Below are 22,617 nucleotides of genomic sequence, written 5' to 3'. Positions count from 1 at the left end.
CATGAACATACATACAGGGGAAATACAATTAGTGCCGTATAAGGAGCAATATAAAGAGATAATACAATCATTTACTTTACCAAGTGAATAAGTTCAATTTACGGCGAATCCAGGTGAATTACTGGAGAAAGCGAAAAATGATCGAACGAAAAATGTAGTTGTTATTTTAGACTATAACGGAGTACCTGTCGGTGTATTTATATTACAAACAGGTGATAGGATACAGGAGTTTACAGAAAATAAGGATGCCATACTTCTAACTTCTTTTTCCGTTAATCACAATAAACAAAATAAGGGATATGCTAAAAAATCATTGGCGTTATTACAAGAATTTGTAAAATGTTATTATCCAGTAAAAAATGAAGTGATTCTTGCTGTAAATGAAAAAAACATTCCGGCACAAAAGTTATATGAGAAAGTTGGATTTCAAGATAAAGGGTTTAGAAGAATGGGACCAATTGGACAACAATTCATATTACATTTACCTATAACGAGATAATGAGATAACAAAGCTTACTCTTGAAAAAAATCATGTAGTAAGTTTTTTAATTTGAGATATTTTCCGTACATGATATGTTAGATGTATTAAAGTAAGTATTCGAGAAGCATGAAGGTGCAAAACAATTCGATTGTTAAGCATTTAAATACGTGAGGGGTAATCATATGACAATTTATATTGCACTACTACGGGGAATTAATGTAGGTGGACATAAAGTAATCAAAATGGCAGATTTGAAAATAATGTTTGAATCAATAGGGTTAAAAAGAGTGAAAACATATATTCAAAGTGGAAATGTAGTGTTTGAGTCAGAAGAAGAGATAAGTTTTTTAAAGGAACGAATTGAATGTGAAATTAAGAACGTTTTTGATTTCAATGTTCCAGTCATGTTACGAGCAAATGATGAATTTATTAATATTATTAAAAAGTGTCCTTACGAGACCCATTCGTTATTAGAAGGAGAAAGTGTACATGTGGCCTTTTTAGCTAATCCACTTTCTGAAGAAGACAGTAAGCGGTTACTTATGTACAAAAGTGACATAGAAGATTGCCATATCGAAGGAAGAGTAGTGTATTTATTTTTCAAAAAAAGCATTCGTAATTCTAAACTAATGAACCAGTTTCAAAAATTACATACGCCAGCTACAGTAAGGAACTGGCGGACTGTGAATAAGCTGAAAGCAATAGCAGAAGGTATTTAAACATAAAAAAGTGGTTTTCTGCATTTAGAAAACCACTTTTTTTATTTATATTGTTTGGCGACAATGAGTTCAACAATAGGGAAAATAAGAAAGGAAGAACAGAGTGCAATAAAGAGTGGAAGGTTTTTTACACCATCCAAATTGGAACCCATAGAAAATCCTTCCGAGCAGAGTAATATAAGGAACATAACACCTACAAGCACAAAATACGCGATTTTAAAGCTTTTATATGTAATTTGTTGTCCCATCTCATCTTGACTTTCTTTCGATACTCCGTTTGGATCTCCCCATGTAATATGATTAATTAAATTACTAAGTATTAAAGAAGAAGCGAAAATAGTCCCACCCAAAATTGAACCTTCAGTTATGTATTTGTATGTGCCATGTACAAGTATAGCGATTAAAGATAAAGTTATGATTACAAAAATAATTTTTTTAGTATTCAATATATAATTGCACCTCCACTTTTGTAAAAAACTCTTTACATCCATAGTATAAAATTGGAAAAGTTTTATGTCAAACATTTTTTACATATGAAGTGAATGTTTATGATATTTTGTTTAAAGGATGAAGAAAAAATTACATTACATTTGAATGTAAAAGAATGGGCTCGCATATATTTGGAAGGGATGTCAGATTAATTTAGGGGGTAGTTATGTCTATTCTTTTAAAAGCTGGTGCAGATGCAGGAAATAATGGTTTGAAGTTAATGGTGAAAGGGCAGGAACCTATTTTTATTCCGAGTATTTATTCCTTATATATAGGTGAGTCTACGGGGTTGTTAGATGAGGGTGAAGTTTCATCGTCAGAATTAGAGAATCACATTGATGTGACCATTAGTTCTCCATCGCTAATGTTAAATAATGTACGATACATCGTTGGAGAAAAAGTGATTCAAGATCAATTAAAAGGTACTGAAGTGGAGAAAAAATCAAATAAATCTACTGATGAGTTAATGGTCATTACAATCCTTTCAGGTTTAGCGATAAGTGCTATGCGTCAAAGCCCTACTTCAAGTCATATTAATATTCGTTATGATTTATCTGTTGCTCTTCCAATGCAACTTATTACACAGGAAATTGCTGCTGAAAATGCGAAACGGTATATGGGTAATCACAAGGTCATATTCCATTATCCAAATGGACGCGATGTTACGATTAATGTTTCTATTGAGTTTTGTAAATGTCTACCTGAAGGCGCTTCTGGGACGTGGGGGATTGTATATGATGAGGAAGGAAATGTTGTGAAACATAAAATAGAATGTGAACAAAATCAAGTTTCAGAAATTGATTTTGTAGATAAAACTTTATTGTCTTTTGATATTGGCGCGGGGACAACGGAAGAAGTTGTTTCATTAGGGGTAAATTTCCGTCCGCAATTAAGTAAAGGATTATCGTACGGTGTAAAAGAAACGTTACTACAAATTATTACGAGATGGAATCGGAAATATCCTACAAAAACAATTGATAGCATTACAGAATTTAACCAAATTTATTTAAATGAAAAGCACCCAAGAAATGCATTGTTAGTTGAGGAATCGCAGCCAGCATTTTTAGGTTTAGCAGCACGTGTCGCAACGGATATTATTAACAAAATTGATGATATGAAAGACGATCCATATGTATTTATTTATGGTGGGGGCGCAGTTATTATTAAAAATAGCTTAAAAATGATTTTGAAACAAAAAGGACGCTTGAAAAATGTGATCTTTGTAGATAACCCGTTATTCACCAATGCTCGTGGGTTATTAGTATATACATGCTCGCCAAAATATAGAGAGCATAAGCAAAAAGAGTTAGGGTTTACAAACTTAACGATAAGTTAGTTGGTGGAAGTATGCGATCTAGGCGATATAAACGTGGTGATCGAGTGAAAATTAACATTAATAAATCAGTATCGCCTGAAATGATTGCTTGGCTTAATAAACAATCTAATCCAACTAATTTCTTTTTCTTTGCGGCCCAGCAATTATTTAAACAAGTAGGAGATATTGATGTATCAAAAACCTTGCCAAGTAGCCATGTTTTTTCTTTATATATAGAACCATCATCTCTATTAAAAGTTGAAATGAATCCATTTAAACACGTACCACTAGAAAATAGTAAATCCACCGAAAATGTAAAAAAAAAATCGTGGGAATCTGTTGACCAGTTAGATTGTCCATTTTTTTAAGCATAGAAAAATATAGGTAGAGCCCATCACTATACATACGAATGCAGTGATGGGTTTTTGATATTGTATCGTAATCTTTATAAAGTGAAACTATAATCAGTGGGGGTTTTGTTCATCCCCCACTGATTATTAGTTGAACCAATCGGGCGTTTACGGGCAGTTTATCTCCCACCTAATTTCTTTGCTTCAGCTGAATTTTGAGGTGGGAGTTTTACTGCCCACAAATAGCGGGATAAATAGAAGGGGCAAAACAATTTGTACCCCTTCTAATAGTTGTTCTTATCTTATACAGGATATATGTTCTGAAACTGCTTTAATAATTTTATCCCAGTCATCGGGATGAATCTCGTGCCCTGTACCTTCAAGGGATAATAGCTTTGAGTTCGGAATTTCATCAATAAGTGCGAGTCCATGTTCAAGTGGAAGAGCTGTATCGTCCGTACCATGAATTACTAAAGTAGGTACTAGTAACGACTTTAGTATACCTTCATAAGAATCATCACCTGTAAGGAGGGCGTGATTAAACATACTTAATAGATTGTTAGCACGTTCTATTTCTTGCTTTACTTGTTTTAAAGTTCTTGCTTCATCAAATATACGCTTTGATCCACAGAGTAGACGTGATCCTGTAATTAAATATTTCGCTATAACATCTTTATTTGTCCAATCTAAATTTGCACCATTAGCATGATGTGTCAAAATTCTTTCATCCATTGGAGGCAAATCACGAGTATTGTTATCAGATCCAATAACGCTTGTTGCTAGTAATGTTAAGGTCAAAATTCTTTCTGGGTGTTTTACTGCAGCAATTTGAGCAATCATACCTCCTAATGACATGCCAAAAAGGTGTGCCTTGTCAATATGATACGCATCGAGTACTCCGATTGCATCTTCAGCCATATCTGCTACAGTGTAATTGGAAGTCCCAGGCTCATATGTAACAGAACGCCCAACATCACGGTTATCATAGCGAATGACAAACCTTCCTGTGCTAGCTAACCTTTCACAAAATTCTTCATCCCAATAAACCATTGAACACGTAGCTCCCATAATTAATAATATTGCTGGGTTATTAGGATTTCCAAAGCTTTCTGTACATATATCAATACCGTTTACTTTGAAAACTTGTTCACTCATAGCACACTCTCCGTTTCATTTAAAGGTCATTAATAAATAAAGAGAAATATAACTTTGGGTGTTTCTTAGGCGTAAATTAGATTGTATTTAAGTGAAATAAATGTTTTTTGCACTCATGATGCTTAATTAGTAGAGTAGCATAAATATCACCTCCTAACATATTTATTGTCATCCAAGGCGGAAAATTTTGAAAAATAATTGTTTGTTATTACAATAAACAACAAGGAGGAGAGGAAATGAAAGCAATTGTTATTAATCAATATGGTAGTGTTGAAGCATTACAAGAAAGACAAGTTCCTAAACCAGTTGTTAAATGTAATGAAGTATTAATACGTATACACGCAACATCTGTCAATCCTGTTGATTGGAAAATAAGAAAGGGAGACTTACAAGAAAAGTTGCGATTTTCATTTCCAATTACATTAGGATTAGATGTTGCTGGAATAGTTGAAGAAGTTGGAGAAGATGTGAATCATTTTAAAATAGGAGATAAAGTGTTTACGAAACCTGAAAATACAGGGAAAGGTTCTTATTCTGAATACATTACAGTGAAATCAAATTTAGTAGCGCAAATGCCTAATAATCTTAATTTTGAAGAAGCAGCATCTATACCTCTTGCAGGACTTACAGCTTGGCAAAGTCTTGTCGATTATGCACAAATAAAAGAAAATGACCGAGTATTAATTCATGCTGGAGCGGGCGGAGTAGGGAGTTTTGCAATTCAAATCGCAAAATCATTTGGGGCTTTTGTCGCAACAACTGCAAGTAGTAAAAATGAAGAGTTTTTAAAGTCTTTAGGTGCTGACCTTGTTATTGATTATAAAAAAGATAAATTTGAAGAGCTACTATCAGATTATGATATTGTGTTAGATACAATCGGCGGAGAAGTACAAGAAAAAAGTTTTCAAATTATTAAATCTGGTGGTGTTCTAGTTTCTATCGTTCATGAACCACTTCATGAAGTAAAGGGTATAAGATCAGGATTTTTATGGTTAAAACCAAGTGGAAAGCAATTAGACGAATTAACTAGTTTGATCCAAGCTGAAAAAATCAAACCAATCATTAGTAAAGTTGTGCCGTTTAATGAAAAAGGCGTTAGAGAAGCTCATATTTTGAGTGAAAGTCAGCATACTAGAGGGAAAATTGTAATTACGATGGAATGATATTTACATAAATATACGAGTGGTGACTTAAAAAAATTGTCACCACTCATATAAACTACAATTTTTGCATGACAAAAGTAATCGCATTCGTATTTAATTGAATGTGTGTACCGTTTCGTACAATATTATACGCTAAATTTTTTATTTCAACTTTTACTTCTTGCCATTCGGTATAAACGCCTTTTAGTGTCCGTATCATTTCTTCCATAGAAAGGTTAATTTCAATTAAAGCATCTAATTCTTGATTCGTTTCCAAGTCAATTTCTTGAATGTTAGAGTTAACTATTAAACAATTGATACCACCACTCTTTGTCCCATTTTTCATAGAGTGAAGCACTTTTTTAAAATCGTCTATTGATCTGACATGTTCTAAACTTGATACTGCAACGATGTAGTCATAAGTATTAGGAGCAATATAGTAGTTTTCAATTGCTGCTTGTTCCGTTTTTATGTATTCAAATACACCATATTCTTTGCTATAAACTTGTAACTTCATTAAAGCCGAATCAAGTAGATCAATACAAGTAACAGTGCCGCCACTATTCATAATTTTTTGTGCAATCGGGATACTGTTTCTACCGACACCAGAGCCAAGGTCCAGTATTTGTAGGTCTTTCTGTTCTTCAAGATAGTTCAGCATGTCCATAACTGTTTTAACAGGTTTATAAAGCCAAGATCCCACTTCGAATAATTTATATTGTTCATAGCAAAGATCGTGATACTTTTTCTCTTCTTGTCTTATGTAATCGATTCTGTTCATAGTGTTTCAGCTCCAATAGTTTCATGGCGAAATGAATAGGTTGGACAACATTTAACATTCATTTGAATTCGAAATATACCACCAGCATGTGGGTACAGTTTTAATTCCGCATCCGTCATTCTTGTTCTGGCTGTTGTGATATATAAATCGGTCAAATTAGATCCTCCAAATGTACACGACGTTACATATAAAGCAGGAATCGGAATACTTAAAATCTGTTTTCCAGTAAAGGGATTCCATCTAGTAATCTTCGAGCCTCCCCAATGTGTAATCCATAAACAACCTTCTACATCAATTGTCATACCATCGGGTATACCTTCATTTTCAGGGAAGATGATAACATCTGTTGGATTGCTAATTACACCAGTATGTATATCATAATGAAAACGGACTACTTTTTTGGTAGGTGTATCAATAAAATAAAGGTATGTATCGTCAGGAGACCATGCTATGCCGTTTGATGTATTTACATGTGCAACTTTTTTATCTACGTTGAAATTATTGTTTAAACAATACAAGGAACCAGCAGCATTAATACCGTATAAGTCTGTAGTGCCTGCCCAAAAGCGGCCAGCCGGATCGCATTTTCCATCGTTAAAGCGGTTTTCTAATAAATCTGGTTCAGGGTCATAAATATGTGTAAGTATTTTTGTGTCAAGATTAAGAGAATAAAAGCCTTGTTCCATTGCTACTAAAACTTCATCGTTCGTATATGGAACAACACAACCGATTTGTTGGTCGAGAGTGATCACTCGGTTTGTTTTTTTAACAGGATTATAAAGACATAATTTTTTCCCGATAATATCAACCCAGTATAATAATTGTTTCTTCTCATCCCAGCAAGGACCTTCCCCTAAATTCGCCTTAGCATCAACGACTAATTCTATATTTCCGTGCAATATGTTTCACCTCTATTCATTAAAGCTATATATAAAGTTCGATAAGAAGAGAGGTAAACCTTTCACTGAAATGAAATTAAGATTTCCAGTGTAAGAAAAGAGGGCCTTATCAAGTAATTCGAAAATAGCGTATAGCCATGGGTAGGAAAATGCATATGATGTTTTATGAAATTGTCTATTTTTCATGTAAAAATGTATTTCGCGTATACGAAGGAAGCGGAAAATATAGGGAATTCAAGAGAGATCCGGAGGGGAAATATTGTTGTGATGAATGTAGTCATAAAATTCAACTGGAAGCGATAAAACATTTTTTTAGATAGTTATATGCTATTTGTTTTCGTTCAGAAAAATTTGACAAAGTATTTGTTATAAATTATCATATGTAAAAATCAATATTCAAAATGGCATTGAAGAGAAGAGTAGTTAAGAATGAATACATACAGAGAGCTCCGGTAGCTGAGAAGGAGAGGTGAAAATCTTAATGAAAAAAGACTTAGAGCTGCGCAAGGAACTAATTCATTTAGGGATGGTGCGACGGGTTCTCCCGTTATAGAGATAGGGTATAAGCATGTTTTGCCGTACCTGAAGAGGTTAATATGGTGACGTATTAACAAACTGAGGTGGTACCGCGAAGTTAATAACTCTCGTCCTCAAGATGAATAATCTTGGGGGTGGGAGTTTTTTTATTGCATAAAACTGAAAATGTGAAAACAAAAATACAATTGAGGTGAGTAACATATGCATTGGGCGTATGAAGTAGCACATGAATTGATTAGAAAAAATCCAAACAAAGAAACCTTTGTTTGTGCATCTGGAATTAGTCCATCTGGTTCTGTTCATATAGGGAATTTCCGTGAAATATTAACGACTTATTTTGTTGTAAGGGCGCTTCAAGATTTAGGGAAGAAGACTCGTTTTATCTTTTCGTGGGATGATTACGACAGGTTTAGAAAAGTTCCCAAAAATATTGATTTATCTTTTGCACAATACATTGGTATGCCGTACTGTGATATTCCTGATCCGCATGGGTGTCATAACTCATATGCAGAGCATTTTGAAAAAGAGTTTGAGAAATCGCTACAAGCATTTGGGATTGAAGTGGAATTCATATATCAACATGCTGAATATAGAAGCGGAAGGTATAACGAAAACATATTAGAGTCTTTGTATAAAAGAACAGAAATATATGATATTTTAATGGGTTTTAAAACAGGAATACACCGAGAAGAAGATAGAGAAAACTTTTATCCCGTTACGTTATATTGTGAGAGCTGCGGGAAAGATGCAACAACTATTACCCATTTTGATGAAGTATTAAAAACAGTTCGGTATGACTGTGAATGTGGAAATCAAAATAAATTATCCGTATTAAATACAAGTCAAATGAAACTGAATTGGAAAATCGATTGGCCGATGAGATGGATGATAGAGGATGTTATTTTCGAACCGGGCGGAAGAGATCATTCATCGGAAACCGGTAGTTATAATGTATCAAAAGAAATTGCAAGGAAAATATTCAATTGTGAAGCCCCTCAATACGTTGCTTATGATTTTATTGGAATTAAAGGGCATCATGAAAAAATGTCCAGTTCTTCAGGGAATAGTATTACACCTAGCGACTTATTAAAAGTGTATGTACCAGAAGTAATTCTTTTTATGTTTGCAAAATATAGGCCCGGCGCAGCTTTTCACATTGGACTTGATGAAGATGTAATTCGCAATTATACAGAGTATGAGAGATTGAAGGATAGTTATGAAAATAAAACACTCAAAAATGAAGATTTATTTGATGCAATTAAACTTTCTAGACTAGATAGCCGATTTAAAGAATATCCAAAGTTTAATCAAGTAGCAGGAACTTTACCGTTATTAAATTTTGATTCATCTATTTTACAAGATATATTAGAGAAAATAGATAGGAGCTATGCATTACCTGAAATGATAGCGATAAGTAATCGTGCTGAGTATTGGATAAGAAACTTTCAATCTAAAAAATTAATTGCGGTAAATAAAGAGAAAAATACGGAGTTTTATAACACATTGGATGAAAGGCAGAAAAAATGGCTAGTAGAAGTTTGTAAAATACTTCGTTCTAATAACGATCATTCTAAACTAATGGAGCAATTGTATACGATTTGTCATCATGAAAATAAAAAAATAATGAAAGAAAATCAAAAACAATTATTTACCATTATTTATAGGCTCGTTATGAATCAATCAAGTGGTCCACGTATACCGTTATTAATACATGTGGTAGGCATCAGAAGATTCATCACATTATTAGATTTCTAAACTACAGTAAAACAACGCAAGTACTCAAAAAAATAAGTACTTGCGTTGTTTAAGTTTAGTTATCTTGAATACATTTTCGGACATTCATCACCACGTGGTTCATAAAAACAATGGCTTTTAAATTGTCCTGCAAACGGCTGGTTATACCATTCGGGTGGACAAGCTCCAACTGGACGAAAATACCAAAGAGCCCATCGTGCTGGCCAGCGCCATTCACCTTGTAAAACTTTTCTTGCGATTTCTTTTTCTGATTCACGGGCACGTTGATAAAAGTAACCGTATTGAACAGCTTCGAATCCGCCAGGGCTTTGATATACTGCATCACGCACAGATCGAAGCTCTTTAAAATCTAAACAATCACAAAACACACGATTTACGACAACGCAGCCAACAAGTTGTTCACCTTGTCGGCCTTCACCCTCAGCTTCAGCACGGATTAAACGTGCTAATAAATCAACGTCACTTTCGTTGTATGGAATAAGGGGCATTGTAATACCACCTTTCTTTACCTGTTATAGTAAAGAGTGTATGTTTCAAAATGAGCTAAGTGCATTTTTCTTGAAAATAACTACTAATTTTAAAAAGGAGCTTATACAGATAAAAGCTAACTATTATATAGAAGATAAAAACGAAAAAGGAGAGGTATTATGCATCGTATTCATAAAGAACATATCATTTACGCAATGTCACCAGAAAATAATCCATGTATTGAAGTAGAAATTGGGAGCCGTCTTGTATTTGAAACATATGATTGCTTTGAAAATCAAATTGATTCTGAAGATGTTGTGTTTCAAGAGTTAGATTGGAATCGAATTAATCCAGCAACTGGACCTGTATATATTAAAGGTGCAGAACCTGGCGATATTTTAGTCGTAATGATTGAAAAAATTAAAATTGCAGGGCAAGGCGTTTTAACGACAGGTGCGAACCTTGGTGTAATGGGTGATAAGTTAAATGAAAATATAGTGAAAATTGTCCCAATACATAATGGACATGTTTCATTTTCAAAAGAACTGCAAATTCCGATTAATCCAATGATTGGTGTGATTGGTACTGCACCGAAAGAAGAGAGTATTTCATGTGGCACACCGCATGATCATGGCGGGAATATGGATTGTAAAGAGATTAAAGAAGGAACAACGTTATTATTACCTGTAAATGTTCCTGGTGCTCTTTTAGCATTAGGTGATTTACACGCTGCGATGGGTGATGGTGAAATTGGTGTTAGTGGAGTAGAGGTTGCTGGTGAGGTAACTGTAACTGTTCAAATTATAAAAGAAAAGAAATGGCCACTACCGATGGCGATCCAAAAAGAAAAAATAATGACAATTGCTTCAGAGAAATTGTTAGATAATGCAGCGAATCGTGCTGTACGTAATATGGTGACATTTTTACATGAAGAATTAGAAATGTCTAAAGCTGATGCAACTCTTTTATTATCAGCAGCAGGTAATTTAAAAGTATGCCAAGTTGTGGATCCACTGAAAACAGCGCGGATGGAACTAGGAAGGGAATATGTGGAGAAGTTAGGGTTTTCTCTAAGTCAATTTCATATTAAATAAAAAAAATAGAAAAAGGATACTTTTGTATAAAAGTATTCTTTTTCTATTTTACGGATTTTGTGAAAAGAGGTAGTATTTATTTATATAAGTATATTTGAGATTGTGGATCAAAAAGGAGTTCAGAAATGGTTAAAATTATGATTGTAGAAGATGATATGAAAATTGCGGAGCTATTATCAACTTATGTTGCGAAATACGGTTACCAAGGAATTGTTATATCGGATTTTCAAAATGTGTTAGACATATTTTTAGAAGAACAACCAGAGCTAGTTTTATTAGATATTAATTTACCAAGCTTTGACGGTTACTATTGGTGTCGTCAAATTCGTGCGGTTTCCACATGTCCAATTTTATTTATCTCGGCCCGTGAAGGTACGATGGATCAAGTTATGGCGTTAGAAAATGGTGGCGATGATTTTATTCCGAAGCCTTTTCATTATGAAGTTGTAATGGCAAAAATTCGTAGTCATTTAAGACGTGCTTACGGAGACTATGCACCGAAACTAGAAGAACGAATGGTTGAGCAACAAGGTCTTTGTTTATATCCAGAAAGACTTGTGTTAAAACTTAGGGGTCAAGAGATTGATATAACGAGAAACGAAGCTATTTTATTAGAGACGCTAATGAAAAATTATCCACGTGTTGTGAGTAGAGAAGTATTATTAAATAAATTATGGGATAGTGAATCCTATGTTGATGACAATACATTAAGTGTAAATACCACACGTGTGCGTAAAAAGTTAAAAACGTTACAAATTGAAGGAGCAATTGAAACGATTCGTAGTGTTGGATATAGGTTGCATATTACTTGGGATACTGGTATGGAAAAATGATAAAGCTGTTTATACGTGATCATATACCACTCATTTGTTTTACAGCGATCCAACTACTAGCCATATTCCTAGTTTATTGGTTTGATGGGCATAATCATATTTCAACGGCATTATATGCAATGTTTTTAGGTGCTTTTTTTATGGTAAGTTATTTAGTTTTTCGTTATTTTACACATCGTTCTTTTTATGAACGTTTAGCAAATCCATTGCAGTCTTTGGATGAATCTGTTCAAAAATCTGATTTTGCAGTTTTATCTACTGCACTTCAAGATCTGCTTGATGCACAATATCGTCATTATCAAAATCAGCTGCAATTACAAGAGAGAAAAAATAATGATCATTTAACCTTTATGAATCAGTGGATTCATCAAATGAAAACACCTCTATCTGTAATAGAATTAATTACACAGGATGAAGTGGATTCACGTTTTGAAAGTATTAATGAGGAAACAGATCGGTTGAAAAAGGGATTAGAGATGGCATTATATGTCGCACGTTTAGAAGCATTCACACAAGATTTTTATGTAGAAAGAGTACAACTACATAAAGTAGTAAATGATTCCGTGCATGAACATAAACGCTTCTTTATCCGGAATTTTGTATATCCAGAGCTTGAAATTGATAAAGGTATTACTGTAGAAAGTGATGCGAAATGGTTGCAATTTTTAATTGGACAAATTATATCGAATGCGATTAAATACTCATCAGGTAGTAGAGAAAAGATTAAAGTGAAAGCATGTAGGGAAGGTAATACAGTTGTACTTGAAATTATTGATAGTGGCGTAGGGATACCGAAGCAAGATTTGCCAAGAGTATTTAAACCTTTCTTTACAGGAGAAAATGGTAGAGATTTTAAAGAATCAACTGGAATGGGGCTATATCTTGTATATGAAATTACAAAACAATTAGGACATAGTGTAGAAATCCATTCAGAAGTTGATAAAGGTACCGTTGTACGAATTAAATTTTGTAATGTGTAAAAAGTAAACAAGGCTAAAAAACTTTTGAGATAAGTTTTTTAGCCTTGTTTTGTACCCTTGATAAAATTGGAGAATGAAATATTATATACGTAAGAGAAGCAAAACGAATCCGATAAGAATAAATGAAATACTACATACATAAACGCTTTTTAATAATAAAATAGAATCCTTTATAAGTTGCGAATGATAGGGGGCTTGAAATGGATATTCGGAAAATGAGATATTTTATAACGGTGGCAGAAGAATTAAACTTTAGCCGTGCAGCAGAACGTCTTATGATGGCACAACCACCTTTAAGTCAAGAAATTCGTAAATTAGAAGAAGAATTAGGAGTTCAACTTTTTCATCGAACGAAAAGGATGGTTGAACTTACCGATGCTGGAAAAATATTTCTAGAAGGTGCACGACAAACGTTACTTCAAGTAGATAGAACCATTAAAGAAACACAGCTTGCGAATGAAGGGAAGATAGGACATTTAATAATCGGTTTTGTCGATTCTACAGAAACCGTTATAAATGTATTAAAAAAATTTCGAGAACGGTTCCCCAGAATCCAGCTCATATTACGCGAAATGACAACAGATCAACAAATAAAAGCGCTCTATGAAAAACAAATTCATATTGGATTTATTCGTTCCAAGCAGAATAATGAAATATTAACTTCCGAAGTTTGTTCTGTAGAATATTTAAAACTGGTTTTGCATGAAGAGCACCCTTTCGTTTCGTTACGTAAAATTCCAATCAAATCATTAGTGGATGAACCATTTATTTTATTTCCACGTCATTTTGGTACAAATTTTTACGATTTAATTATTAGTTACTTTTGGGAACATGGAGTAAGTTTAAATATTGTTCAAGAAGCGATTCAAATGCAAACGATTGTGAATTTAGTTGCAGCAGGAATGGGGATTTCTGTCGTTCCATCATCAGTGGAAAGTTATAAAAAATCGGGAGTCATATATAAAGAAATTCAAGAAAATACCCCGAAAATAAATTTATATGTTGGATGGAGACTAGATGAAAAGTCTGTTGTGTTAGAGAACTTTTTAACAGTTATTAGAGAGGTTTATACGACTTCACAATGTGAATTTAAAAGATAAAAGCCCATCTTTATAGGATGGGCAGTGTGGATTTGGAAAGGAAAGCTTCTTTATAGGGAGAATTCACTGATGTTTCAACCTGTTTTGCTCGGATCATACTCAATGAAACCTTTTAGTACACTATCAATCTGATCCATAATTTCAGGTTGCAATTTAACACTAGAAGCAATTACGTTTTCTCTTATTTGCTCCGGATTTGAAGCACCGATAATCGCGGAGGAAACAGCTGGATTTTGTAGTACCCAAGCAACAGCGAGTTGAGATAAGGTAAGATTAGTTTCGTGCGCGATGGGATTAAGTTTCTGAATTGCAGTGAGTACATCATCACTCATCCAACGTTGCACGAGTTTTTGGAAAAATGGTTTACCAGCATCAGAGTTAGCACGGGATTGATTCGGCAAGGGTTTACCAGGTTGATATTTTCCTGTGAGAATACCTTGTGCAAGGGGAGACCAAACAACTTGACCAAGTCCCTCACGTTGACATGTTGGTATTACATCAGTTTCAATAACTCGCCACAACATCGAATATTGAGGTTGGCTAGCGATAAGTGGAATGTTCAATTCTCGTGCAAGTGCTGCACCGCGGGTAATTTGTTCTGATGTCCACTCACTTACGCCTAAGTAAAGGACTTTACCTTGTCTTACAAGATCACCAAAAGCTAACATCGTTTCTTCAAGGGGAGTTGTTGTATCAAATCTATGTGCATAATAGACATCAATGTAGTCTGTCTGCAACCGTTTTAATGATGCATTACAATTTTCTATAATATGTTTTCGCGATAATCCACGATCATTTTTTCCAGTTCCAGTCGGATGACATACTTTTGTACATAGTTCTATACTTTCTCGGCGTATACCTTTTAAAGATCGGCCAAGTACTTCCTCGGCTATCGTGTCCGAATAAACATCAGCAGTATCGAACGTTGTAATTCCTACATCTAGTGCGGCTTTCACGCAATCATTTGCAGTATCTTCGTTTACTTTTCCACCATGGTTTATCCAGTTCCCATATGCAATCTTACTTACTGTTAATCCACTGTTTCCTAGTTTGCTAAATTCCATTGTAGAATGCCCCCTTAAAAATGATATCTTTATTATAAGAACTGAAATTCAATATGTATAATATATAATTGATGATAAATTTATATAAAAATTATATAAGGAGGAGTATATAGAAGTTTATAGATAGGGAAATCTAAAGCAAGAAGAACATGAAATTGTAGTTTGTGTTTTATTGATATGAAGTGCAAAGAGGGAAAAGTTTTTTTGCAGTACATATAATAATATTTACGTATACAATACCACTATGGTATAATATGGTTACTAATGACGGAAAGGAATGATGGGTGGACGATGATTAACTAATCTTATTTTTAAATGTTGAAATTAAATAAATTTCAATTTGTAAAAAATAGGATTAGTCTGCCCGATTCCATTCAACGGTATTGCTATTTGATTTGCGTAATAGCTTATTTGGGTATAAATAATGTAACGACTAATCCTGCCAAAATTACTTTGGGAGGATTTTTTTGTTCTCCCTTAATGAAAGGGATCGGTAATATGAAAGAACTTTTAAAATTAAATGATGTTTATGTTGAAATAATGGAAAATACTTTGTTAGAGAAAATGAATGTTACAGTAAAACAAGGGGATGTTATCGGATTAATTGGTAAAAATGGTGCCGGTAAATCAACGTTGCTTCAATTAATAAATGGGAAGATTGAGCCATCAAAAGGTACTGTTGAATGGCAGAAAATGGATGTGACAACAGCATATGTTGAACAAGAAATAGAATCCTTTATTAGTAATGATGTGATTGCAAAAGAAGCAGAACTTCTTGCGAAATGGGGCGTGCCAACGAACGATTTTCTTACGTTAAGTGGTGGTGAAAAGCTGAAAGTTCGACTAGCTAAAGGATTTGCTGAAAATCCTAATGTCTTAATATTAGACGAACCGACAAATCATTTAGATGAGATGAGTACGGAATTTCTCATTAAACAAATAAAAAATATGAAAGGTACCGTTATCGTCGTATCGCATGATCGATATTTTTTAGATGTTGTCGCAACAAAAATATGGTCAATTGAGGATAAAAAATTAATCGACCATAGCGGGAACTATACAAGTTATATGAAAGTTCGTGAGCAAAAAAGATTGACGCAGCAGCGTGAATATGAAAAACAACAAAAACGTATTGAACTTGTAGAATCACAAATAAAAGAATTAAGTTCATGGTCACAAAAAGCGCATGCACAGTCTACAAAACAAGAAGGTTTTAAAGAGTTTTATCGTGTAAAAGCGAAGCGAACGGATGCACAAGTTAAGTCAAAACGAAAACGTCTTGAAAAAGAGCTTGAAAAATCGAAAGTAGAACGAGTTAAAGAAGAGTATGCTGTTGAATTTTCTATTCAAGCGAATAAAAAAGTAGGAAAACGCTTTTTAGAAGTGAAACAATTGAGGAAAGGATTTAATAAACAAATATTATTTGAAAACGTTAATTTTACAATCCAGCACGGTGAGAAAGTTGCGATTATTGGACCAAACGGTTGCGGGAAAACAACCTTATTGAAGATGATTATGGGAACAGAAATGGCTAAAGGGGATATATGGATTTCACCATCTGCAAACATCGGTTATTTAACACAAGAAGTATTTGATTTACCACTTGATAAAACACCAGAAGATTTATTTTTTAAAGAGACGTTTGAAGAAAGAGGAAAAGTCCAAAATTTAATGAAACATTTAGGATTCCAAGCTTCTCAATGGAAAGAGCCGATTGAACATATGAGCATGGGTGAACGAGTAAAATGTAAGCTAATGGCTTATATTTTGGATGAAAAAGATGTGCTTATTTTAGATGAACCGACGAATCACCTTGATCTTCCTTCGCGTGAACAGCTTGAAAATACATTAGCGGAGTATAATGGAACACTAGTTATAGTTTCTCACGATCGATATTTTCTAGAGAAAACAACTAACACGAAACTTGTGTTTTCAAATAATACGATACAAAAGCAGCTAGAGAAACCTATTAAAACAAGAGATGAAATTGAAGAGATTCGTTTAACGTTAGAAACAGAAAGACAAGAAGTATTAGGGAAATTAAGCTTTTTAACTTCTAAAGACAAAGAATATAAAGAACTCGATGAACGGTTTATAGAACTTACGAAGCAGATTAAGGCGCTTTAACGTAAGTAAGGGGGATTAAAATGGAAGAAAAGAGTTTGACTAATATATTTAGAATAGATTGTGGAGATATATACCTACAAGAGTTTACGGTCAAAGATGCAGAGAGTATTTATAAAATATCAAATCAACCAGAAATAGAAAAGTTTTTACCCGACTGGAAATCAACGAAAGAACAGAGGGTTAATTGGATTATCAATGATGAAATACCAGCAAATAGATTGTTTCTTAATGTCGTGAAAAATACGTCTAACATAGAGGGTCATTCTTTACAGCTAGGAATATTTATTAAAGATACAAATGAATGTATCGGATGGTGTTGCACAGGTATTAAAGAAGAACTCCCTTCACCAAATAGAGAAATAATGTATGCTATTTCAAGCGAGTATCAAAGCAATGGTTACGCTACGAAAGCGACTAAAGGGTTAATTGATTATTTGTTTAAAAATACAAATGTAGATGTCCTCAACGCAATTGCTTTAATTAACAACGTACCATCAAATAAAGTTATTGAAAAATGTGGATTTACTTATTTGAGCCAACAGACGATAGAAAACCAACTATATAATCATTATTCATTGAGCAAATCAGAGTGGATAAAAAATATTGCTCTTTAAAAGAATCTATAATGGAATGTAAAAAAGCTTAGAGCTAAAACTCTAAGCTTTTTTACATTCCATTATACCTGTTACCATATCAAAGAGACAATTTGGATGGCTTCTTGCCGGATTTTCTCATCAAAAAAACAAGGGGATTAAGCTGTACATGCGATAATCATTTTATAAAAAATCATATATGAAAAGGGGTTTGGATAATTTTGTCGAATGCATTTGTCTATGAAAACACCACTTTCTTACTCAAATTATCCTAAAAATGAATCATTTTGAGCTCAAATAGAAGAACGAACGGCAAAAGTGAAGGTGAGCGAAGTTTTGCATATAAAACTTACGGTTGAGTGTTAGTGGATTAAAAGTTTTAAGTTATGAAATAGATTAAATGAGGGAGGGGAACGCATATCATAATTTGGTTTCGTCAATTGCGACAGATAAGTATGGATTTTTCAGAATGGACTCCTTTTATTAAGAATAATTGGTATCAAAAGCATTATATGAAGTTTGTATATCTACTTCAAATAATCATTTTTCTGATACCAAATTACTTTGGAGTAGGTTTCACTCATATTAATATATTGTATCTAATCATAATAGGTATCTTTGTCTTCATCATTCACGAATGTCTACACATTTTGGTCATAAGTAACAAAGGTGATATTAGCTTAACATGTAGTGGAATATTTTTTTGGCTAAATACAAATGCAACCCTATCCAAAGCGAGATTTTGGGTCTTTATGAGCTTACCCATAATTGTATTATCGGTAGCCCCTGCATTTATGTCGTTCTATGTATCAGGAAATATTAAATCAATCATATTATTTGTATGTTGGATAAACGCAATAATTTCCGCATCAGATATTTACAATTCATTTTTAATTGCAATGAAACCGAAGAACTCAGTATTTTGCAGAGGATATTATCAAGTGAAATAGTATTAAAAGTATTATTTAATTATATTTCAATTTAAGAAATTAGTTAAAAATATAATATTTGAAAGTAAAAAGACCGATAATACAATCGGTCTTTTTTCATTAATATAATAAAGATTAGAAATAAATAGCATAGTATTTCATACTACCCTGCGAATATTATAAGATAGATATAAATTGATTATAGTTTCAAAGTAGATTTATTATCAGTTTTTTTAGAAATCTTACAAGCGTGTAAGATAAATGAAAGATGAATCAATATGTGCTATAAGACAATTCATTTACACTATATTGTGAGAAGTGCAAATGAAGGGAGAATATAAATGGAAATTCTACATGCAAAAAGTATTAGTAAAGTATATAAAGGGAAAGTACCTTTTAAAGCATTGGTAGATATTGATTTATCAATTCAAGAAGGTGAATTTATAGGGATTATGGGGCCATCAGGGAGCGGGAAAACAACGTTATTAAATATGGTATCTACTATCGACTCTCCAACATCGGGAGAAATATTAATAAATGGTACAAATCCATTCCAGTTGACATCAGATAATTTGGCTTTATTCCGTAGGAAACAATTAGGATTTGTTTTTCAATCATTTAATTTACTTAGCACACTTACAGTAAAGGAAAATATCGTATTGCCGATGACATTAGATGGTGTTTCTGTACAAGAAATGAACGAACGAGTTGAAGAAATTGCAGAGAAATTAAATATTACAGATATATTGAGTAAAAGAACTTTTGAAATTTCAGGGGGGCAAGCTCAAAGAACAGCAATTGCTCGTGCAATTGTTCATAAGCCGCAATTATTACTTGCAGATGAACCAACAGGGAATTTAGACTCTAAATCTTCAAATGATGTAATGGAGATGCTAGATACTTTAAATAAAGAAGAAAAAGCTACGATGATGTTAGTTACACATGATCCGTATGCAGCGAGTTTTTGCAGCAGAGTCATATTTATTAAAGATGGTCAACTATATAACGAAATTTATTGTGGTGAAAGTAGGCAAGCATTTTATCAAAAGATTATGGATGTCCTTTCTTTGTTAGGAGGGAAAAGGCATGACTTTTCGTCAGTTCGCATTTAATAATATTTTTCGCAATAAGCGTACATATGCAGCTCATTTTTTAAGTAGTGCATTTTCTATTATGATTTTCTTTACGTATGCTCTTTTATTATTTCATCCTGATTTACAAGGTGAGCTGAAATCGACAAGTGCAACAATAAGTGCATTTGGTACATTGGGATTTTCAGTTTCGCAAGGCTTGATTTTTGTATTTTCATTTTTCTTCATTCTATATTCAGTTAGTTCATTTTTAAAAACGCGCAAGAAAGAATTTGGGATATTAATGATGCAAGGTATGTCAATGAGACAGCTTAAGAAATTATTATTAATTGAAAATATGTTGATTGGACTTGGCTCAATTTGTATAGGAATTCTCATTGGACTCATATTTTCTAAACTAGTTTTATTGATAAGCGCAAGTGTATTAATGATTAGTAATGGTTTGCCTTTTTATATACCAGTGCAGGCCGTATTATTAACAGTTATCACATTTCTTTTATTATTTTTAATTGTTTCGCTCGTTACATTTAAAATGATAAAAGTAACAGAACTTGTGGAACTTATACAAGCAGAGGAAAAGCCAAAGCCAGAACCGAAAGCATCAATTTTATTATCGCTACTTTCTTTAATTAGTATAGGGTATGGATATTTTTCAGTATTTCGCTTTATCCCAAGTACTAATTTTATTACGCTTGGAATAGGGGTGCTCCTAGTAATTATAGGAACGTACTTTTTATATACACAGTGTAGCGTTTATATATTGCACCTTGCGAAAAGGAGAGAATCTTTCTTTTTAAAGAGAACAAATATATTAACATTTTCTGAATTAATTTACCGTATGAAAGATAATGCAACGATGTTTTTTATAGTATCTATTGTTTCAGCAGTTGCATTTACAGCGATTGGTACAACAGCTGCAATTGGAAATAGGGATTTGGTAAGGATGACAAATCCCTATACATTTTTGTATGGAAGTTTTGAAAACGACAAAGTATTAAATAAAAATCTTTCTATTATAAAAAAACACCTTTCTGATGCTAATATTCCGTATCGAATGGCTTCATCTTCATATATATACACGGAAAATGGTGTAGATGTAATGAAGTTAAGTGAATATAACGATCTTGCTAAAGCACTAGGATATCAACAAGAAACAATAGAAAAAGAAGATGAAATTTTATTAATTCCTGGAGTCGTATCACAAAAACAAGAATTTAAAAATGGCGAGTATAAAAAGAATATAGAAGTCATTCAAGGAGATTGGACAAAGACATTTCATGTGAAAAAAGCTGTAGAAAATTTAGTTTTACCACATGATTCTAGAACTATTTATATCGCTGTTAAAGATCAGGTATATGATGGAATCCCTCTTACTAGTGACCCAGTTAATAAAGACATTCCATATCGTACTTACGGATTTGTTGTAGACGATTGGATGAAAACGAAGGGAATTTCAAACGACTTAATTAGTAGATTTGAGAAAGATACTAGAGTAGGTAATTTTCAATTTCGGGCTTTAACTATAGATTTGTTAAGTGCAAAGCAAACGAATGGATTATTACTTATGGCAAGTGTTTTAGTCGGAATCGTCTTCTTCACATTCGCTGCTAGTTTTATTTATTTCCGATTATATACTGATTTAGATCGCGATCAACAGCAATATAAAATGATTTCGAAAATGGGATTAAGTAAACGAGAATTAAAAAAAATTGTAACGAGACAGTTATTATTAATGTTCTTCTTACCGATTGTTGTTGCAGTGATTCATACTGTAGTCGCTTATACGGCATTACAGCAATTAGTCGATTTTTCTATAATTAATAGCTCTATCGTTATTTTAATTTCATTTATATGTATACAAGTATTATATTTCTTTATAACCCGTTGGCGTTACCTGCAAAAGCTTTATAAGGTTATGGAGCAATAGAGTTTATTAGCTTGTAAGACTACATTAAAGTATGTGGAAAAAATGAACTGTATGATGAAAGGAAACGCGATGAAAAGAACTTTAACTATTTTTATGTTAACGATACTACTATTAATAAGTTTTAGTGCATGTTCTAAAAAGGAGAATCCATTTCCTGCAAACGGTTTATTAATCATTGGAAATGAAAATAAAATTTCACCAATTATTAATCGTTATCAAGAAATTACGAAAGAAAATGAAGTGTTTTCTGTGAAAACAGGTACTTATGGAAACGGACAGGTATTAATTTTAAATGAGTCTACAGGACAAGCATTGATTAAAGCTAAAGTTTTCCGTAAACGAGATAATGGCTCCAATTTTATGCCTGTAAATACGTTACCGAAATTCCCAAAAGAGGGTTCTCTACTGTTTGCACAAGAAGACGAAAAGACTTTGAAAAGTATTAAATTAGAAGGAAAAGAGGTCCCTGTCATATACAATAGTGACGCTTGGATAGGTAACAAGCGTAATTATCCAACGCAATGGTATGTGATTGTATCCAAAAATAATATATATAAGGAAATAAAAGCAAATGAAACAAAAATGCATCTTCTTCAATTAAAAAAATCTTTAGGTGACGAAAAACCTAAAATGTCGACAGATAATACATTGGTTAATGAAAATGTAAAAGTAAGAAAGCTAATTAAAGATTTTGAGGGAGAAGTATCAGTTCAGTTTTTAACGATTGAAGAAAAATCTTAAAAAAGAGTTCAAGGTTGATAAAGTTTCTATCAACCTTGAACTCTTTT

The 22,617-nt window shown here is 33.1% G+C and carries 22 protein-coding genes, 1 pseudogene and 1 other annotated feature; of the genes and pseudogenes, 17 read left to right on the top strand and 6 right to left on the bottom strand.

From position 1 onward, the window contains the following. Position 1 precedes the first annotated feature (1 nt). Both MKY90_RS13820 and MKY90_RS13815 read left to right on the top strand, forming a co-directional pair. A pseudogene (locus MKY90_RS13820) lies at positions 2 to 499 on the top strand (GNAT family N-acetyltransferase). Positions 500 to 663: 164 nt separating this feature from the next. Next, positions 664 to 1,200, top strand: coding sequence for a DUF1697 domain-containing protein (locus MKY90_RS13815; RefSeq protein WP_002013095.1), 537 nt, complete (start codon positions 664 to 666; stop codon positions 1,198 to 1,200). Positions 1,201 to 1,241: 41 nt separating this feature from the next. Here the strand turns inward: MKY90_RS13815 and MKY90_RS13810 are convergent, their stop codons facing one another. Beyond that, positions 1,242 to 1,646 carry a hypothetical protein gene (locus tag MKY90_RS13810; RefSeq protein WP_016120322.1) on the bottom strand — a complete coding sequence of 135 codons (405 nt, stop codon included), beginning with the start codon at positions 1,644 to 1,646 and terminating at the stop codon, positions 1,242 to 1,244. A gap of 209 nt (positions 1,647 to 1,855) precedes the next feature. On the opposite strand from MKY90_RS13810, the gene MKY90_RS13805 reads away from it, so the two are divergent. Both MKY90_RS13805 and MKY90_RS13800 read left to right on the top strand, forming a co-directional pair. Next, complete coding sequence (locus MKY90_RS13805) at positions 1,856 to 3,025, top strand: ParM/StbA family protein (RefSeq protein ID WP_002013097.1); 1,170 nt, start codon at positions 1,856 to 1,858, stop codon at positions 3,023 to 3,025. An 11-nt stretch (positions 3,026 to 3,036) separates the two neighbouring features. Next, positions 3,037 to 3,372: a hypothetical protein gene (locus MKY90_RS13800; RefSeq protein WP_002085171.1), complete on the top strand. Its 336-nt coding sequence runs from the start codon at positions 3,037 to 3,039 to the stop codon at positions 3,370 to 3,372. A gap of 279 nt (positions 3,373 to 3,651) precedes the next feature. On the opposite strand, the gene MKY90_RS13795 is transcribed toward MKY90_RS13800, so the two are convergent. Continuing rightward, positions 3,652 to 4,509, bottom strand: coding sequence for an alpha/beta fold hydrolase (locus tag MKY90_RS13795; protein ID WP_002127689.1), 858 nt, complete (start codon positions 4,507 to 4,509; stop codon positions 3,652 to 3,654). Positions 4,510 to 4,745: 236 nt separating this feature from the next. On the opposite strand from MKY90_RS13795, the gene MKY90_RS13790 reads away from it, so the two are divergent. Beyond that, positions 4,746 to 5,672, top strand: coding sequence for an NADP-dependent oxidoreductase (locus tag MKY90_RS13790; protein ID WP_002168245.1), 927 nt, complete (start codon positions 4,746 to 4,748; stop codon positions 5,670 to 5,672). A 55-nt stretch (positions 5,673 to 5,727) separates the two neighbouring features. Here MKY90_RS13790 and MKY90_RS13785 read toward each other — a convergent pair whose 3' ends face one another. Then, positions 5,728 to 6,432, bottom strand: a complete 705-nt coding sequence (locus tag MKY90_RS13785; protein WP_341091601.1) for a class I SAM-dependent methyltransferase — start codon at positions 6,430 to 6,432, stop codon at positions 5,728 to 5,730. Beyond that, positions 6,429 to 7,331 carry an SMP-30/gluconolactonase/LRE family protein gene (locus tag MKY90_RS13780; RefSeq protein ID WP_341091599.1) on the bottom strand — a complete coding sequence of 301 codons (903 nt, stop codon included), beginning with the start codon at positions 7,329 to 7,331 and terminating at the stop codon, positions 6,429 to 6,431. Before MKY90_RS13780 ends, MKY90_RS13785 begins: the two co-directional genes overlap by 4 nt. A gap of 149 nt (positions 7,332 to 7,480) precedes the next feature. On the opposite strand from MKY90_RS13780, the gene MKY90_RS13775 reads away from it, so the two are divergent. Continuing rightward, the gene (locus MKY90_RS13775) at positions 7,481 to 7,651 is read left to right on the top strand and encodes a DUF2197 domain-containing protein (RefSeq protein ID WP_341091598.1); all 171 of its coding nucleotides are present in this window, start codon (positions 7,481 to 7,483) and stop codon (positions 7,649 to 7,651) included. Positions 7,652 to 7,729: 78 nt separating this feature from the next. Then, positions 7,730 to 7,986: a binding site (T-box leader), on the top strand. A gap of 83 nt (positions 7,987 to 8,069) precedes the next feature. Beyond that, positions 8,070 to 9,623, top strand: coding sequence for a lysine--tRNA ligase (lysS, locus tag MKY90_RS13770; protein ID WP_341091596.1), 1,554 nt, complete (start codon positions 8,070 to 8,072; stop codon positions 9,621 to 9,623). Positions 9,624 to 9,682: 59 nt separating this feature from the next. Here lysS and MKY90_RS13765 read toward each other — a convergent pair whose 3' ends face one another. Beyond that, positions 9,683 to 10,111: a cell wall hydrolase gene (locus MKY90_RS13765; RefSeq protein ID WP_001128405.1), complete on the bottom strand. Its 429-nt coding sequence runs from the start codon at positions 10,109 to 10,111 to the stop codon at positions 9,683 to 9,685. Positions 10,112 to 10,270: 159 nt separating this feature from the next. Here MKY90_RS13765 and MKY90_RS13760 point away from each other — a divergent pair, with 159 nt between their 5' ends. The 4 genes from MKY90_RS13760 to MKY90_RS13745 all read left to right on the top strand — a co-directional run bounded on the left by MKY90_RS13760 (position 10,271) and on the right by MKY90_RS13745 (position 14,098). Further along, positions 10,271 to 11,185, top strand: coding sequence for an acetamidase/formamidase family protein (locus MKY90_RS13760; protein WP_341091594.1), 915 nt, complete (start codon positions 10,271 to 10,273; stop codon positions 11,183 to 11,185). A gap of 125 nt (positions 11,186 to 11,310) precedes the next feature. Further along, entirely contained in the window at positions 11,311 to 12,018 is a 708-nt protein-coding gene (locus MKY90_RS13755) for a response regulator transcription factor (protein WP_341091592.1), read from the top strand. Then, on the top strand, positions 12,015 to 12,998 hold the full coding sequence (locus MKY90_RS13750) for a sensor histidine kinase (protein ID WP_341093259.1): 984 nt from the start codon (positions 12,015 to 12,017) through the stop codon (positions 12,996 to 12,998). Before MKY90_RS13755 ends, MKY90_RS13750 begins: the two co-directional genes overlap by 4 nt. A gap of 200 nt (positions 12,999 to 13,198) precedes the next feature. Then, on the top strand, positions 13,199 to 14,098 hold the full coding sequence (locus MKY90_RS13745; RefSeq protein ID WP_341091590.1) for a LysR substrate-binding domain-containing protein: 900 nt from the start codon (positions 13,199 to 13,201) through the stop codon (positions 14,096 to 14,098). A gap of 74 nt (positions 14,099 to 14,172) precedes the next feature. Here the strand turns inward: MKY90_RS13745 and MKY90_RS13740 are convergent, their stop codons facing one another. Beyond that, on the bottom strand, positions 14,173 to 15,162 hold the full coding sequence (locus MKY90_RS13740) for an aldo/keto reductase family protein (protein ID WP_341091588.1): 990 nt from the start codon (positions 15,160 to 15,162) through the stop codon (positions 14,173 to 14,175). Positions 15,163 to 15,660: 498 nt separating this feature from the next. Here MKY90_RS13740 and abc-f point away from each other — a divergent pair, with 498 nt between their 5' ends. From abc-f to MKY90_RS13710, 6 genes are all read left to right on the top strand, one after another. Beyond that, on the top strand, positions 15,661 to 17,289 hold the full coding sequence (abc-f, locus tag MKY90_RS13735) for a ribosomal protection-like ABC-F family protein (RefSeq protein ID WP_341091586.1): 1,629 nt from the start codon (positions 15,661 to 15,663) through the stop codon (positions 17,287 to 17,289). A gap of 20 nt (positions 17,290 to 17,309) precedes the next feature. Next, on the top strand, positions 17,310 to 17,903 hold the full coding sequence (locus tag MKY90_RS13730; protein WP_341091584.1) for a GNAT family N-acetyltransferase: 594 nt from the start codon (positions 17,310 to 17,312) through the stop codon (positions 17,901 to 17,903). A 434-nt stretch (positions 17,904 to 18,337) separates the two neighbouring features. Beyond that, positions 18,338 to 18,832 carry a DUF3267 domain-containing protein gene (locus MKY90_RS13725; RefSeq protein WP_002032490.1) on the top strand — a complete coding sequence of 165 codons (495 nt, stop codon included), beginning with the start codon at positions 18,338 to 18,340 and terminating at the stop codon, positions 18,830 to 18,832. A gap of 320 nt (positions 18,833 to 19,152) precedes the next feature. Beyond that, positions 19,153 to 19,923 carry an ABC transporter ATP-binding protein gene (locus MKY90_RS13720; RefSeq protein WP_002013124.1) on the top strand — a complete coding sequence of 257 codons (771 nt, stop codon included), beginning with the start codon at positions 19,153 to 19,155 and terminating at the stop codon, positions 19,921 to 19,923. Next, positions 19,898 to 21,829, top strand: a complete 1,932-nt coding sequence (locus tag MKY90_RS13715; protein ID WP_341091582.1) for an ABC transporter permease — start codon at positions 19,898 to 19,900, stop codon at positions 21,827 to 21,829. The genes MKY90_RS13720 and MKY90_RS13715 overlap by 26 nt, the downstream gene beginning before the upstream one ends. Before the next feature lie 69 nt (positions 21,830 to 21,898). Continuing rightward, entirely contained in the window at positions 21,899 to 22,570 is a 672-nt protein-coding gene (locus MKY90_RS13710; protein ID WP_341091579.1) for a lipoprotein BA_5634 family protein, read from the top strand. Positions 22,571 to 22,617: the final 47 nt, after the last annotated feature.

Source organism: Bacillus sp. FSL P2-0099, from assembly GCF_038007445.1.
GTDB lineage: Bacteria > Bacillota > Bacilli > Bacillales > Bacillaceae_G > Bacillus_A > Bacillus_A mycoides.
The sequence above is the reverse complement of the archived record's forward strand: the minus strand, read 5'-3'. Positions and strand labels throughout refer to the sequence as shown.

Coding starts and splice junctions, on each gene's coding strand:
- MKY90_RS13815 (WP_002013095.1), top strand. CDS start 664: ATGACAATTTATATTGCACTACTACGGGGAATTAATGTAGGTGGACAT.
- MKY90_RS13805 (WP_002013097.1), top strand. CDS start 1,856: ATGTCTATTCTTTTAAAAGCTGGTGCAGATGCAGGAAATAATGGTTTG.
- MKY90_RS13800 (WP_002085171.1), top strand. CDS start 3,037: ATGCGATCTAGGCGATATAAACGTGGTGATCGAGTGAAAATTAACATT.
- MKY90_RS13795 (WP_002127689.1), bottom strand. CDS start 4,509: ATGAGTGAACAAGTTTTCAAAGTAAACGGTATTGATATATGTACAGAA.
- MKY90_RS13790 (WP_002168245.1), top strand. CDS start 4,746: ATGAAAGCAATTGTTATTAATCAATATGGTAGTGTTGAAGCATTACAA.
- MKY90_RS13785 (WP_341091601.1), bottom strand. CDS start 6,432: ATGAACAGAATCGATTACATAAGACAAGAAGAGAAAAAGTATCACGAT.
- MKY90_RS13775 (WP_341091598.1), top strand. CDS start 7,481: ATGCATATGATGTTTTATGAAATTGTCTATTTTTCATGTAAAAATGTA.
- lysS (WP_341091596.1), top strand. CDS start 8,070: ATGCATTGGGCGTATGAAGTAGCACATGAATTGATTAGAAAAAATCCA.
- MKY90_RS13765 (WP_001128405.1), bottom strand. CDS start 10,111: ATGCCCCTTATTCCATACAACGAAAGTGACGTTGATTTATTAGCACGT.
- MKY90_RS13760 (WP_341091594.1), top strand. CDS start 10,271: ATGCATCGTATTCATAAAGAACATATCATTTACGCAATGTCACCAGAA.
- MKY90_RS13755 (WP_341091592.1), top strand. CDS start 11,311: ATGGTTAAAATTATGATTGTAGAAGATGATATGAAAATTGCGGAGCTA.
- MKY90_RS13750 (WP_341093259.1), top strand. CDS start 12,015: ATGATAAAGCTGTTTATACGTGATCATATACCACTCATTTGTTTTACA.
- MKY90_RS13745 (WP_341091590.1), top strand. CDS start 13,199: ATGGATATTCGGAAAATGAGATATTTTATAACGGTGGCAGAAGAATTA.
- MKY90_RS13740 (WP_341091588.1), bottom strand. CDS start 15,162: ATGGAATTTAGCAAACTAGGAAACAGTGGATTAACAGTAAGTAAGATT.
- abc-f (WP_341091586.1), top strand. CDS start 15,661: ATGAAAGAACTTTTAAAATTAAATGATGTTTATGTTGAAATAATGGAA.
- MKY90_RS13730 (WP_341091584.1), top strand. CDS start 17,310: ATGGAAGAAAAGAGTTTGACTAATATATTTAGAATAGATTGTGGAGAT.
- MKY90_RS13725 (WP_002032490.1), top strand. CDS start 18,338: ATGGATTTTTCAGAATGGACTCCTTTTATTAAGAATAATTGGTATCAA.
- MKY90_RS13720 (WP_002013124.1), top strand. CDS start 19,153: ATGGAAATTCTACATGCAAAAAGTATTAGTAAAGTATATAAAGGGAAA.
- MKY90_RS13715 (WP_341091582.1), top strand. CDS start 19,898: ATGACTTTTCGTCAGTTCGCATTTAATAATATTTTTCGCAATAAGCGT.
- MKY90_RS13710 (WP_341091579.1), top strand. CDS start 21,899: ATGAAAAGAACTTTAACTATTTTTATGTTAACGATACTACTATTAATA.